The organism is Nonomuraea typhae, from assembly GCF_009760925.1.
GTDB lineage: Bacteria > Actinomycetota > Actinomycetes > Streptosporangiales > Streptosporangiaceae > Nonomuraea > Nonomuraea typhae.
The window spans coordinates 157,072-170,510 of the sequence record NZ_VRLV01000003.1 but is presented as its reverse complement, the minus strand read 5'-3'; the positions used below and the strand labels follow the sequence as shown (position 1 = coordinate 170,510).

Annotated in this window: 14 protein-coding genes; 4 read left to right on the top strand and 10 right to left on the bottom strand. The window is 72.5% G+C overall.

All coding sequences use genetic code 11. The features are described 5' to 3' along the window. Window positions 1-3 precede the first annotated feature (3 nt). Genes FVE25_RS12935 through FVE25_RS12915 form a run of 5 tightly spaced genes read right to left on the bottom strand, consistent with a single transcriptional unit; the run spans window position 4 to window position 6,495 of the window. Entirely contained in the window at window positions 4-837 is an 834-nt protein-coding gene (locus tag FVE25_RS12935) for a sugar ABC transporter permease (protein WP_157246781.1), read from the bottom strand. After that, window positions 834-2,210: an ABC transporter permease subunit gene (locus tag FVE25_RS12930; RefSeq protein WP_157247668.1), complete on the bottom strand. Its 1,377-nt coding sequence runs from the start codon at window positions 2,208-2,210 to the stop codon at window positions 834-836. The genes FVE25_RS12935 and FVE25_RS12930 overlap by 4 nt, the downstream gene beginning before the upstream one ends. Continuing rightward, window positions 2,210-3,400: a sugar ABC transporter substrate-binding protein gene (locus FVE25_RS12925; RefSeq protein WP_157246780.1), complete on the bottom strand. Its 1,191-nt coding sequence runs from the start codon at window positions 3,398-3,400 to the stop codon at window positions 2,210-2,212. The genes FVE25_RS12930 and FVE25_RS12925 overlap by 1 nt, the downstream gene beginning before the upstream one ends. Window positions 3,401-3,409: 9 nt before the next feature. Further along, a complete protein-coding gene (locus FVE25_RS12920) occupies window positions 3,410-4,729 on the bottom strand; it encodes an alpha/beta hydrolase (RefSeq protein ID WP_157246779.1) in 1,320 nt (439 codons plus the stop codon). Next, entirely contained in the window at window positions 4,726-6,495 is a 1,770-nt protein-coding gene (locus FVE25_RS12915; RefSeq protein WP_157246778.1) for a glycoside hydrolase family 13 protein, read from the bottom strand. The genes FVE25_RS12920 and FVE25_RS12915 overlap by 4 nt, the downstream gene beginning before the upstream one ends. Window positions 6,496-6,600: 105 nt before the next feature. Here FVE25_RS12915 and FVE25_RS12910 point away from each other — a divergent pair, with 105 nt between their 5' ends. After that, entirely contained in the window at window positions 6,601-7,605 is a 1,005-nt protein-coding gene (locus FVE25_RS12910; RefSeq protein WP_157246777.1) for a LacI family DNA-binding transcriptional regulator, read from the top strand. A gap of 7 nt (window positions 7,606-7,612) precedes the next feature. Here the strand turns inward: FVE25_RS12910 and FVE25_RS56815 are convergent, their stop codons facing one another. Together FVE25_RS56815 and FVE25_RS56810 are read right to left on the bottom strand one after the other, a co-directional pair. After that, entirely contained in the window at window positions 7,613-7,912 is a 300-nt protein-coding gene (locus tag FVE25_RS56815) for a hypothetical protein (protein WP_343046138.1), read from the bottom strand. Window positions 7,913-7,914: 2 nt separating this feature from the next. Then, window positions 7,915-8,223: a class I SAM-dependent methyltransferase gene (locus tag FVE25_RS56810; RefSeq protein ID WP_343046137.1), complete on the bottom strand. Its 309-nt coding sequence runs from the start codon at window positions 8,221-8,223 to the stop codon at window positions 7,915-7,917. A 114-nt stretch (window positions 8,224-8,337) separates the two neighbouring features. Here FVE25_RS56810 and FVE25_RS12900 point away from each other — a divergent pair, with 114 nt between their 5' ends. Together FVE25_RS12900 and FVE25_RS12895 are read left to right on the top strand one after the other, a co-directional pair. Then, a complete protein-coding gene (locus FVE25_RS12900; protein ID WP_157246776.1) occupies window positions 8,338-8,952 on the top strand; it encodes a TetR/AcrR family transcriptional regulator in 615 nt (204 codons plus the stop codon). Window positions 8,953-8,970: 18 nt separating this feature from the next. Beyond that, window positions 8,971-9,852 (top strand): alpha/beta fold hydrolase, encoded by an 882-nt coding sequence (locus FVE25_RS12895; RefSeq protein WP_157246775.1) that lies wholly within the window; start codon window positions 8,971-8,973, stop codon window positions 9,850-9,852. A gap of 8 nt (window positions 9,853-9,860) precedes the next feature. On the opposite strand, the gene FVE25_RS12890 is transcribed toward FVE25_RS12895, so the two are convergent. From FVE25_RS12890 to FVE25_RS12880, 3 genes are all read right to left on the bottom strand, one after another. Then, window positions 9,861-11,003, bottom strand: a complete 1,143-nt coding sequence (locus tag FVE25_RS12890) for an NAD(P)/FAD-dependent oxidoreductase (RefSeq protein ID WP_157246774.1) — start codon at window positions 11,001-11,003, stop codon at window positions 9,861-9,863. 55 nt (window positions 11,004-11,058) lie between these two features. Continuing rightward, on the bottom strand, window positions 11,059-11,229 hold the full coding sequence (locus tag FVE25_RS12885) for a hypothetical protein (protein ID WP_425489491.1): 171 nt from the start codon (window positions 11,227-11,229) through the stop codon (window positions 11,059-11,061). 237 nt (window positions 11,230-11,466) lie between these two features. Next, window positions 11,467-11,925 carry a MarR family winged helix-turn-helix transcriptional regulator gene (locus tag FVE25_RS12880; protein ID WP_157246773.1) on the bottom strand — a complete coding sequence of 153 codons (459 nt, stop codon included), beginning with the start codon at window positions 11,923-11,925 and terminating at the stop codon, window positions 11,467-11,469. A gap of 172 nt (window positions 11,926-12,097) precedes the next feature. On the opposite strand from FVE25_RS12880, the gene FVE25_RS12875 reads away from it, so the two are divergent. Next, window positions 12,098-13,438: a hypothetical protein gene (locus tag FVE25_RS12875; RefSeq protein WP_157246772.1), complete on the top strand. Its 1,341-nt coding sequence runs from the start codon at window positions 12,098-12,100 to the stop codon at window positions 13,436-13,438. Window position 13,439: the final 1 nt, after the last annotated feature.

Genomic DNA, 13,439 nt, shown 5'->3' with positions numbered 1-13,439 from the left:
CGGTCACGTCTTGACGGCGCCGCTGGTCAGGCCGCCGACGATGAAGCGCTGGAGGAACTGGAAGAGGATCAGCACGGGCAGGGCGCCGATCAGGGCGCCGGCGGCGAAGACGCCCCAGCTCTGGCCGAGCTGGTAGGAGACGAGCTGGTACAGGCCGACGGCGAGGGTCTGCTGGTCGGGGTCGGTGAGGACGAGGCCGGCGATGACGAAGTCGTTCATCGTGGCCACGAAGGAGAATAGGGCGACGACGACGAGGATGGGCCTGACGAGGGGCAGGAGGATCAGGAAGAAGATCTGGGCGTGTGAGGCGCCGTCCATCTGGGCGGATTCGTCGATTTCGCGGGGGATGGAGTCGAAGAAGCCCTTCATGAGGTAGGTGTTCACGCCGAGCGCGCCTCCCAGGTAGACCATGATCAGCCCGAACGTGCTCCCTATCCCCAGCGGCGGAAATATCTCCTTAAAAGCCGACAAAAGCAGAAAAATCGCGACGTAGGCCAGCACCTGAGGGAACATCTGGACGAAGACCAGGCCCACCAAACCCGCCTCACGCCCCCGGAAACGGAACCGGGAGAACGCGTAAGCCGCGCACGCCCCCAGGAACACCGACCCGGCCGCCGTCGACACCCCGATCACCAGCGAGTTGACGAACCAGCGGGGAAACGGGTGCAGCGCGTCGGTGAACAGCGTCCGGTAGTGCTGCCAGCTCACCGCGCCGAACAGGTCGTTGGATCCGGTCAGCGTCCCGCTCGGGTTCAGCGAGGCGGCCAGCGCGAACACCAGCGGGAACAACGCGACCACCGTGGCCAGCAGACCGGCCAGGTGCCTCCAGAGTCTCATGCAGCCGCCTCCAGCCGCCTGGCCCGCCGGAACCCCGCCAGCGACATCGCCGCGATGACCGCGAAGATCAGGATGGAGACCGCGCAGGCCAGGCCGTAGTTCCGGGACGTGCCGCCGAAGGCCAGCTTGTACACCAGCGAGATCAGCAGGTCCGTCGAGCCCACGTCGACCGGCGCCCCGGCATCCCGGGGGCCGCCGCCGGTGAGCATGTAGATGACGTTGAAGTTGTTGAAGTTGAACGCGAACGTGGCCACCAGGGCCGGCGCGGTCGAGGCCAGCAGCAGCGGCAGCCGTACCGAGGCCAGGACCCGCCAGGGACCCGCCCCGTCGACCTGTGCGGCCTCGGCGAGCTGGCGCGGCACCGCCTGCAACGCGCCGGTGCAGATGAGGAACATGTACGGGAACCCGATCCACACGTTGACCACGAGCACGCTCAGCTTGGCCAGCCAGGGGTCGGTCAGCCACGGCACCGGGGCGCCGCCCAGGAGCACCTCGTTGACGAAGCCGTGGTCGGTGTTGAGCAGGCCCTGCCACAGCAGCGCCGCCATGAAGGCCGGGAACGCGTACGGGAAGATCAGCAGGGAGCGGTAGACGCGATAGCCGTCCAGGACGAGCGCGAGCACCAGCCCGAAGCCGAAGCTGAGCGCGACCGACAGCCCCGCGAAGGCGAACGTCCACACCAGCACGCCCAGGAACGGCCCGCGGATCTCGGCGCTGGTGAGCACGCTGGTGAAGTTCTCCGGCCCGACGAAGACCTTCCAGCCGGGGCTCAGGGCCCGCCCGTCGGCGGCGCGGAAGGAGCCGCGCCCGTCGTCGCGGTAGACGGTGCCCGCGGCGTCGGTGACGGTGCCGGCGGCGGCGTCGTGGACGAGCGTGGGCCGGTACGGCGCGGCCGTCACGCCGTCGGCGGTCTTCAGCACGCCGCCGGCGACCGGCACCCTCAGCTTGACGATCTCCGCCTGCCTGGCCACGATCTCGGCGTACGGCAGGGCCCGCCAGCCGGGCCCGGCCTGGAAGCCCAGCTCGCCGTCCTTCTCCGCCACCCGGATCGGCCGGCTCGGGCCGGCCTTGACCTCGCTGGCGGCCAGGATCGCCGCGACCGCGTCGGACTTGGTGCCGTTGTGGCCGTCGCCGTAGTTGGTGAAGGCCGCGTAGCCGGTGTAGAGCACCACATACACCTGGTAGACCAGCAGCAGCACGACGCCCGGCGCCAGGTACTTGGCCGGGACCGCCCGCTTGCTCAGGTAGACGACGTTGACGGCCACCGTCCCCGCCAGCAGCAGCGCGAACATCCACCACGAGCGCTGCCCGCCGAGCGCCACCAGCCCGTAGACCGCCAGCGCGTCGGCGACCGCGAGGGGAACGAAGCGCATCACGATCCGATCTTGGCGCGGATCCGGTCCGCGGCCTTCCTGGTCAGGCCCGCCGGGTCGCCCTTCCCCGTGATGATCGCGAGCTGCGAGAGTCCCCAGTCGGCCCAGACGGCGTCCATCGCGGGCACGTTCGGCGTCGGGACCCCTGCGGCGGCGGCCGCGGCGAACCCGGCCGGCACCGGATCGCCGGCCAGTTCCTCCCGCACCGACGTCATCGCGGGCGGCCGCCCGCCCGCCGCGTGCAGCGCCTTCTGCGCCTGCGGCGTGGCCAGGTAGTTGAGCAGGAAGTCGTTGGCCAGGATCGGGTTGGCGCTCTTGGCGCTGACGAAGAACCCCTGCACGCCCGCGAACGGCCGCGCCTTCTGCGGCCCCGCCGGCGGCACCGGGTCCACGGCGAAGGGCACGCCCGCCTTGACCAGCGCGGGCGCGTCCCACGGCCCGGTGACCAGGAACGGCGTCCTGCCCTCGACGAAGGCGCTGGTCGCGATGTCGCCGGTCAGCGAGGTCGAGACGACCTTCTCCGCCGACAGCTTCCGCAGGTAGGCGGCGAACTTCAGCCCGCCCGGGTCGTCGATCGCCAGCCTGCCGTCCCGGCCGAACACCGCCGAGCCGAACGAGGTCTGCAGCGCGTACAGATGGAAGGGCGAGCCCGCCTTGGGGTCGACGGGCAGCCCGACCGGATACTCGGCCTTGCCCGCTTTGACCAGCGCCCTGCCCTTGGCCACCAGCTCGTCGAAGGTGGCGGGCGCGGCGGGCGCCAGCGTGGTGTTGCGCAGCACGGCCACGCTCTCGATCGCGTACGGCAGGCCGTACGTCTGCCCCTCGTAGGTCATGGCCTCCACGGCGGCCTTCGCGAACAGCCCCGCCTTGGCCGACAGGTCGAGCGGCGCCACCACGCCGTTCTGCACCAGCTTGCCCAGCCAGTCGTGCGGCCCCACGATCATGTCGGGCCCCTGGCCGGAGGGCGCCTGGGAGACGAAGTCGTCCCGCAGGCCGCCCATGGCCTTCTGCACGATCTTGACCCGGACGCCGCGGTCCTTCTCGAACGCCGCGGCGATCTGCTGCAGCGTCGCGGCCCGGCTGTCGTCGGCCCAGACGGTGAGCGTGGCGGGCGGGGGCGCCGCCTTCTCAGCGGCGGCGCAGCCGGCCGCGAGCAGGGCCGCGGCGGCGAGTGTGGTGAACGTGCGCATGGTCGCTCCTCAGGATCCGGCGTGCGGGTCGTCCCGGGCCGGATCGCTCCAGCTTTCGACACGCACCCGGACCCGCCGGTCCGCGTCGTGCCTCAGGGGGGTTCCGATGGGGACGCCGTCGGCGTCCAGGCCGTCGCGGCGCCAGCCTCGCCCGACCGCGCCGTTGAGCCCGACGCCGCGCGGCAGCCGCCACGCGCCGTGGTGGACACCGGGCGCGACCTCGGTGGTGGCCAGGCCGGAGAAGTAGACGGGCGAGTCGTCCGGGGTGCCGTCCGGCACGATGACGGTGACGTCGAGCAGCGCGTCGGGGCCGCCCTCGACGACCGTCACCCGCGTGGTGACCGCCAGCTCGCCGACGCGGGCCACGACCTCGGCGCGGCCCGGCTCGACGCCTTCGAGCAGGGCGTGGCCGACGCTCTTGAGCGCTACGGCGGGCCGCCAGGTCACCTCGGCCCCGAGCGCCGAGTAGCGGCAGCCGTCGGCCCGCTCGGCGATGGGCGCCACGTCGAGCGCCTGGCCGGTGGCCGCCTGGCCGTCGCGGCCCGACAGGCGCACGGGCGGCCCCGCCGTACCGAACAGGTGCAGCAGGGCGCTGCCCGCGCGCGCCGCCCAGGCGTCCTCGTGGTGCGGCGCGGACGGCTCGTGCAGGAAGCGCAGCTCGTCGTCGGGCGCGTAGCCGAGGCCGAGCAGGTGCTCGGCGAGCTCGCGCACGGGACCGACCATGATCAGGCCCTCCATGCCGCCGACGTCCATCCAGATGCGGCGCGGCCCGCGGGCGTCGAAGCGCCGGTGGACGGATGTCTCGGCGAGCGTCAGCGGGTCGGCGAAGACGAGGAACGGCGAGAGCACCGCGGCCAGCCCGAACACCTCCGGCCTGCGGAAGGCCAGGTGGTAGCTGACCAGCCCGCCCATCGAGGAGCCCATCACGGCGGTGGCCGCCGGGTCGGCGGTGACCGCGTACCGCTCGCGGATCACCGGCAGCAGCTCCTCGACGAGGAACTCCTCGTACCGCTCCCCGCGGCACACGCCGCGCGGATCACGCGGATAGGGCGCGACGTGGGAGTACTCGTCGCCGCGCCGGTCGCCGGCGTTCGAGACGCCGACCGCGACCAGCGGCGGCAGCAGGCCGCGCCCGATCAGGTCGTCCAGCGTCTCGTCCACCCGCCAGCTCGGGCTGAGGCCCGCTCCGGCGAACACGTGCTGTCCGTCCTGCAGCACCACCACCGGGTACGGCCCCGCCGCCGGATCATGGCCGGGCGGCAGGTAGACGAAGACGTCGCGGGTGTTGCCCAGCGCCCGCGAGCGCACGCCGGCCAGGGTCTCGATCATCGTGTGGTCTCCCAGATGTGGAAGGCGGGCCCGTCGCCGGGCATGGGCTCGCCGGGTGCGAGGTCGGGCGCGCCGAGCAGGCCGGCCAGCGCGGCGGGCGCGGGCATCGGCGGGTGGGCGCCCCTGCTGACCTGGACGAGCAGCGTCTCGTGCGCCGTGGCCCGCTCGAACAGCACCACCTCGTCGTCGGCGCGCAGCCAGCGCAGCCCGCCTCGGCGCAGCGCCTCCCGGCCGCGCCGCAGCGCGATCAGCTCACGGTAGAGCCGGTGGGTGCCGTGGTCCTGCCGGTCCGGCTCCCAGGGGAAGGGACGGCGGCCGTCCTCCAGATGCACGCCCTCGACCCCGACCTCGTCGCCGGCGAAGACCATCGGCAGGCCGGGCAGCGTGAACAGCAGCGCGGCGCCCAGGTGCTGGTGCTCGCGGCCGGCGATCGAGCGGAAGCGCGCGGTGTCGTGCGAGCCGAGCAGCGTGAGGTTGTGGGTGTGGGCCCGCCACGGGATCCGGGCGGCATAGGCACGCATCACGGCGGCCAGGTCGCCGCCGCCGTAGTGCGGGATGGGCCCGGGAGTGCCCCAGAACTCGGTGGAACGTTCCCGTGCCAGCCACGACCACACCGGACGGGCGAACCCGGCATAGGCCATCGTCCCGTGCCAGCCGTCGCCGCGCAGCGCGGCCGAGGCGTCGAACTGGTTCTCGGCCAGCAGCAGCCGGTCGTCGCCGAGCGCCGCCCTGGTGTCCGCGGCGACCCGGGCGTTCAGCTCGACCCCGCCGTGGCGGCCGGCCGACTGGGCGACGTCCACCCGCCAGCCGTCCAGGCCGAACTCATCGGGGTAGCGGGCGATCACCGCGTCCAGGCGGCGGCGCAGCTCCGGCGACCTGTGGTCGAACTTGGGCAGCGACTTCACCCCGGCGAAGGTGGCGTAGTCGTCGCCGTCGAAGTAGTAGAAGCCGCGCTCGGGCCCGGGGCGGTCGCTTCTCGCCTTGACGAACCAGTCGTGGGCGTCGCCGGAGTGGTTGAGCGTGATGTCGCCGATCACCCGGATGCCGCGCTCGTGCGCGCGGGCGGTGAGGTTCTTCAGCGCCTCGTCGCCTCCCAGCAGCGGGTCGACGCGGTCGAAGGTGACGGCGTCGTAGCGGTGGTTGGAGCGGGCGGGGAAGAACGGGGTCAGGTAGATCAGGTTCGCGCCCAGGGCGGCGATGTGCTCGAGCCGCTCGGCCGCCCCCCACAGGTCGCCGCCGTAGATCTGCTGCAGCGCGTACGGCCGGCCGTACGGGATGGGCTCGTCCCAGGCGGCGGGGCGGGCCCAGGACGGCAGCGGGCCGCGCGGCCGGTCGGAGCGGGCGAAACGGTCGGGGAAGATCTGGTAGATCACCGCGTCGGCGGCCCAGGCGGGCGGCGGCGGGAAGGCGGCGAGCGTGAAGTCGGCGGCGTCGGTGACCTCGGTGCGCGACAGTCCCGCGGCGGTCAGCCAGAGCGGGCCCGTGACGGTGTGCAGCAGGAAGCGGTAGCCGCACTCGGGGTTGGCGATCCGGAGGGTGGCACGCCACCAGGTCTCGCCGGGGGTGACGCGGTCGATCAGCGCCTCGGTGAAGCAGGGCTCGCCGTCGGGGGTGCTGCGGACGAAGACGCGCCGGGTCCCGAGCGCGTCGGCGGTGCGCGCGAACACCTCGACCCGCTCGCCCAGCCCCGGCGAGGGATCGGAGACGTACAGCGGCGAACCGTCGTGGTGTGCCGCTGTGTTGCATAGTGTTTCCCGTTGGACCATGCTGTTGACGCTCCCTTTACCTGCTTCGATGGGTTGGAGCCTAAGCAGGCGCGATGACTGGTAGCAACCGGGGAGAAACATGTTTCAACGGTTTCTGGAGCTGCTGTGACACGGCTGTCGGTACGCACGATCGCCAAGCGCGTCGGCGTCAGCGCGGCGACCGTCAGCCGCGTGCTCAACGACCGGCCCGGGGTGGCGGAGGAGACCCGCGCCCGCGTGCTGCGGGCCATGCGCGAGCAGGGCATGGTCGCGCCCGCGCCGCAGTCGCAGCCGTTCGCCGGCATCATCGTGCCCGAGCTGGACAATCCCGTCTTCCCGCTGCTGGCCGGCGCGATCGAGGCCAAGCTCGGCGCGCTCGGCGTGACCGCGATGATCGGCAGCTCGACCAAGCAGGGGCCGACCGAGCTGGACTACCTCGCCTCCCTGGCGCGGCGGAGCATCCAGGGCCTCGTCCTGGTCTCGGGGCGCCACGCCAACCCCTCGGCCGATCACGGCTTCTACTGGCAGCTGCACCAGCGGCAGATGCCGATGGTGCTGGTCGGCGGGCACGTTCCGGACCTGCCCGTCTCCACCGTCACCACCGACGAGGCCGCGGGCGCGGCCATGGCCGTGGACCACCTGCGCTCGCTCGGCCACACCCGGATCGGCCTGGCCGGCGGCCAGGGCTACCTGCGACCCTCCCAGAACCGCCTGCGCGGCTACGGCCGGGAGATGCGCCGCCGGTTCGGCTCGGTGGACGACGCCCTCTACGCCGAGACCGACTACTCGCTGACCGGCGGCCACGCCGCCGGCCTGCGCCTCATCGAAGCCGGTGCCACGGCCGTCGTCGCCGGCAGCGACCTGATGGCCCTCGGCGTCCTGGCCGCCGCCCGCCAGCGGGGACTGTCCGTCCCCGAGGACCTGTCGGTGATCGGCTACGACGACACCTATCTCGCCTCACACAGCAACCCGCCGCTCACCACCGTCCGCCAGCCGGTGGAGCAGATGGCCGGCGCGATCGCCACCGCCCTGTGGGAACGCCTGCAGGGCTACCACACCCCTCACGTCGACCACGTCTTTTCCCCTGTCCTCGTCGCCCGCGCCTCCACCGGCCCGCCTCGGCAACTGTAGGGCCGTTTCATCCGGCCTCCAGGACGAAGAACAGGAAGCTCGGGGTGGCGGACAGGGACCGGAACTCCTCGGGGAACAGCTCGCGGGCGGCCGGCACGGGCTGACGTTCGCTGATGACCGACAGGCGGAAGCCGGCCGCGGTGAAGGCGTCGGTCATCGCGTGCAGCGGCCGGTGCCAGAAGCTCATCGGGACGGTCTGGCCGCCGATGGTCCATTCTTCGAGCGAGTTCGTGGTCCCGAAGTAGCCGGCCTCGCGCCCGGCCAGGCGGTGCCCGACGTAGACGATCATGGGATGGTCGACGGACACGATCAGCCGGCCACCCGCAGGTCCGCGCCGTCACCGAGCCGCCGCCGGGCCTGCTCCACCATCCCGGCGCTGCTGTCGAGGCCGGACACGACGGCGCCGCGCTCGCGCAGCGCCGCGAACAGCGGGCCCGAGCCGCAGCCGGCGTCGAGGATCCGGCGGCCGCGCACGTCCCCGGCCAGGGCCAGGATGGCGGGCCGCTCGTAGTAGGCGTTGTCGATGCTCGCCTCGTTCTCGGCCGCGTACGCCTCGGCGAGACGGTCGTAGTCGTTGACTCGGGCGGGCTCAACGTGATTTTCCGGCACGGTAGACATGCCGACCATCTTGGCGCTGAACACGCGGGCCCGCGCAGAAGGCGGCGGTACGTTGAGCGTCACCGACGTCTGGAACGGAGCAGCAGCGTGACGGCAGGATCCGAGGGGCCCGTGATGGCGGAATTGGAAGCGCTCATCGCCAAGGGACGCAAGCACGGCGCACGCAAGCGGGTCATTCTGCTGCAGGCGGCGCGCCTGTTCGTCGAGCGCGGCTACGACCTCACCGGGATCGACGACATCGGCGCCGCGGCGGGTGTCAGCGGGCCCGCGGTCTACAAGCACTTCGCGGGCAAGCAGGCCATCCTCATCGCGCTGATCGAGCTGTCGATCGAGCGCCTGCGCGAAGGCAGCCGGGCCGTGCTGGAGTCCCGTGAGCGGGAGCCGGAGGAGCGGCTGGTCATGCTGGTGAACTGGTTCGCGGCCTTCGCCCTGGAGAACCAGGAGCTCATGCTGATCCTGCAGGGGGAACTGCCGAGGCTGCCCGAGGAGGACCGGCGGCGCCTCGTCGGCCGGATGCGGGAGGTGCGGGAGGAGTGGGCCGCTCTGCTCGCCGAGGCGCGGCCCGGGCTTTCCGCCCTGGGCGCCCAGATCGCGGTCACGTCGGTCATGGGCATGGTCACGCCGGTGATCGCCGCGCGGCTGGGGGGAGAGACGGCGCTCGTCCGCGAGCATCTGAGGGCGCAGATGCTCGCGGTGCTGCGGGCGGACCGCTTCCGCGAAAAAGGTTAACGCGTCTATACTTTTTGTATGACTGCACAGAGGGAACGATGGATCGAGAGCAACGGCGTGCGCCTGTGGTGCGAGACCCTGGGCGATCCGGGCGATCCGGCGATTTTGCTGGTGATGGGTCTCGGCGCCCAGGGAACGGCCTGGCCGGACGACTTCTGCGAGATGCTGCGCGCCGGTGGGCGCTACGTCATCCGCTACGACAACCGGGACACCGGCCTGTCGGAGCGGGTCGACTACGCGGCGCGGCCGTACACGCTGACCGACCTGGCCGATGACGCGGCCGGCCTGCTCGACGGGCTGGGCGTCGAGGCGGCGCACCTGGTCGGAGCCTCGATGGGCGGCATGATCGCCCAGGAGATCGCACTGGAGCACCCCGGGCGGGTCCGCACGCTGACCGCCGTCATGTCCACGGCCGCGGCCCTCGACCCGGAAACCAGCGCCTTCCAGGGCTCCGAACGGGATCCGCGGCTCCTCGCGTGGGACGCCCGCCAGGCCGCCGATCCGCCGGTCACCGCGGACGAGCACATCCAGGCCAGAGTCGACCTCGCCCGTATCGTGACCGGCTCGCTCAGCCCGTTCGACGAGCCGGCCACGCGCCGCATCATCGCCCGGGACGTCGCCCGGGCCGGGGACCTGGCGCACACGATGCGGAATCACGTTCTCGCGGTGACCGCCTCACGTGACCGGTCCGGGCTGGTCGGCTCGATCAAGGCCCCTGCCCTGGTGATTCACGGCACGGAGGATCCCATGGCCCCCTTCGAGCAGGGCAGGGCGCTGGCCGCCGCGATCCCCGGCAGCGTCTTCATGCCGATCGAGGGGATGGGGCACACCCTGCCCGCCCCGGCGCTTGCCCGCATCGCCGCCGCGATCCTGGCGCACACCGGCGGCGCGGACCGCTGAAAGCGCGGTCAGAACACCAGCTCCGCGCGGGCGGTGTAGGCCGGATCGGCGAAGCGCTCCAGCCGCAGGGAGGTGACGTCGAGGCTGGTGATGGCGCCGGTGACGACCTGCTCGGCCACGAGCCGCCCGATCTCGGGCGCCTGCATCAGCCCGTGACCGGAGAAGCCGCAGGCGTTGATCCAGGTCGGGGCGGACGGATCGGGGCCGAGGACGCCCGCGTGGTCGGGGGTGTTCTCATAGGTTCCCGCCCAGCAGCCGCGGCGGTCCAGCGGCAGGTCGGCGATCCAGGGGAAGCGGCCGGCCACGCGTTCCAGCGCCGGCTCCATCCACGACCAGTCGACGCTCACGTCGTAGCCGTCGGACTGGTCCGGGCGCGAGGCGTAGAACAGCACCCGCGAGCCTTCACCGCGCACCACCGCCCCCGAGCCGACGTCGATCGTCAGGGGCAGGGGCGCGCGGAGGACGTCCGGCGCGGTGGCGTAGACGTTGCGGCGTGAGTGCACCACGGGAACCGACAGCCCGGCCAGCGCGGCCGCCTCGCCCGCCCACCCACCGGCCGCGTTCACCACGTGCTGGGCGAGCCAGACGCGCCCGCCCGCGGTGACCCGCCAGCCGCCCGTCCCCTCGTCCGCCTCGGCCGCGGTGACGGGATGGCGGAACAGGACGCGGGCGCCGGCCGCGCGCGCCAGGTCGAGAAAGGCGCAGGTGACCAGGTGGGGGTCGACGACACCGTCGGCCGGCCCCCATGCCGCCCCCGCGATCCCGCTGGGGTCGAACGGGGTGATCCGCGCGGCCGCGCCGGTGTCGAGCAGCTCGACGGGGACGCCGTGACGGCGCTGCAGCCGGACCGCCTCCTGCTGCGCCGCCCAGGCGGCGTCCGGGACGAGCAGCAGGTAGCCGGTGGGCCGGTACCCCACGTCCGTGGCGAAGGAGCGGTAACGCTGGATGCTCCGCCACGACAGCTCGATGTTGAGCGAGCCCGCCCACTGACCGCGCACCGAGGCGAACGACCGGCCGGTGCTGCCCTCGGCCGGTCCGGCGAAGGACTCGGCCACCACGACGCGCCGCCCGGCGCGCGCCAGGTGACAGGCGGAGCTGGCGCCGATGACGCCGGCGCCGATCACGAGGACGTCGGTGTGCCCTTCGCTCATCTGATCCTCCCTGACGAGATCAATATAGGCACGCCCTGCCCCGGGGGCGCCCCGGTCAGTTCAGGGTGACGCGGAGGTCGCGCAGGCCGCGCAGGGCGACGTCCGGGCACCGGCTGGGGCCGTCGTCGCCGGGCGGGAGCGCGAGGCGGGGGAAGTGGCCGATCAGCGCCGAGACGGCGATCTCGCCTTCCAACCTGGCCAGGGCGGCGCCGAGGCAGTGGTGGATGCCGTGGCCGAAGGTCAGGTGGGGGTTGGGGGAGCGCGTGGCTGGTGACCAGCCAGCCGGAGGCGCCGGGCATCAGCTCCACCGGGGTGACGGGGCCAGGGCTCGGCGGCGGTCGAGTTCGGGATGGGGGTTGAGGGTGAAGTCCGGGGGCGGCGTCATCCAGACTCCGTCACCTAGGTGATAGTTACATAGTTCACTATCTGGGATGGAGAATCGGACTGTCAACGCGGCGGTGAACTAGTCGGCCGGGTTCTGAGGGCACGGCTCACGTGACACCGTGACGAGGAACTTCCTGAGCAGGCCGCCCAACTGCGCGCGGTCGGCCGGCGTCAAGCCGCCGAAGATCTCCTCGCTCACCCGGTGCTGGAGCTCGGTGATCCGGTCGATCGTGGCGAGTCCCGCGTCGGTCAGCGTGAGACGGAAGGCCCGGCGGTCGCCGGGGTCGGCGGTCCTGGCGACGAGGCCGTCGGACTCCAGGGCGTCGACCACCGGGGTGACGGCCCGGCCGCTGACGCCCAGCACGTCGGCGAGGTCGCGCATCCTGCTTCCCGGCCTCTGGTGAAGGGTGGTCAGCAGGCGGACTCTGGCGGGCGACAGCCCGTGCTCGCCGAACCGGGCCAGGCCCTGCTGCGAGAAGGCCCGCGCGGCAGCCTGCAACAGCTCGCCCACCTGCGTCGCACTCACATCGCTCGGCATTCCGCGCCCATCCATTCCCCAGGCTGATAGTGAACTAGGTAACGATAAAGGTCGTCTCCGCGGGCCGCCGAACGGACCCGCGAACCACCCCGGCAGCGCCCGGGCTGTATCGCCGGGGCCCCGGGGAGCGAATCACAGATGCGACAGGATCCGCTACGAAGGGGTGTAGCGCGTGGATGTACTGACGCTGTTTGCGGTGGAGGCGGGCCGGGCCCTTTTCCAGATTTATCGTGACAAGGTGGCGCGGACCGCGCAGCGCGAGCTCGCCTTCGACCAGGCGCAGCTCGCGTTCCACCAGCAGAGCGAGCTGGCCGGCGCGACCGGCCGGGCGGCCCTGCTCCAGCAGGCGATCGACCTGGGTGCCAAGGCGGCCACCGACCTCGTGCAGTCCCGGCGGCAGGAGAAGATCGCCCGGCAGGCGCGGGAGTGGGAGGTGGCACGCCAGGAAGCCGAATGGCGCCACCAGGAGAAACTGCTCGAGCAGGAGCGCCGATACCGCCTCGAGGAGGCGGACGGCGCGGCCGTCAGGGAGCTGAAGGTCGGGTGGATCAAGAAACGGCTGGACAAGTATCCCTTCGAGCGGGGCCCCGGGCACCTGCGGGCCTCCTTCACCACGACCCACCCCGATCCCGGCACCCGTCCGCTGCTGATCGTCCTGGCGCCGCCCGCCGTACAGGGCGAGAGCGGCAGCCCCTGGGCCGCCTCCTTGATCCGGCGCGTCAAGATGGTCCTGGCCGAACACGTGGACCCGCCCTTCAGCCCGGAGGTGTACCCCGCCGACAGCGCCATCACCTGGCCGGACTCCGACCTGTACGCGGGGGATCTGGCGGGGATCCCCACCCTCGTCGTGAGCTTCGAGCTGGACCGTGAGCGGATCGACGTGACGATCGGGGGCTGCCACCTGATTCCCCGCGCGGTCACCCCCATGGTTCGCTCCCAGCACGTCCAGACCGTGCGCTTCTCCCGCGACGACGCCCCCGAGGGGCCGGAGGCGGCGGCGGAGCTGAATCACGAGCGGGCCGCACGCCTCATCGCGATCAGCCTGGTCATGGCCGTGGACTGCTTCCACCTGCTGCACACCCCGGCCTACGAGGAACAGCTCGACCGGGTCATCGCGGCAGTGGGCCCCGCCGCCGACCGGCCGGCCCAGGTGGACCTTCCCCTGGGCTCCCTCCGGGACCCGGCCTACCACCTGCTGCAACGAGCCCCGCGGCGCTGGCTCGCGGCCCCCGGCGAGCAGGGCGACGCCGACCTCCTGCTGGCGATCTCCCTGCTGGCCGGGCACGACAGGGCCAGGGACGATCTCCCGCCGGCGGAACTCCTCGACGCCGCCGTTCACGGCCCGCTGGCCGCCCGGCATCACCTGAAGCGCCTGGACGAGGTTCTGCGCCGCGCGCCCGCCGGCTCGCCGTTCGCCGGGCTGGAGCTTCCGCGGCGCATCACCCCGCACGGCGAGCAGGCGCCGCGCGGACGGCTTCCCTATCGGCCGGGCGAGTCGCCCTTCACCTCGTGAG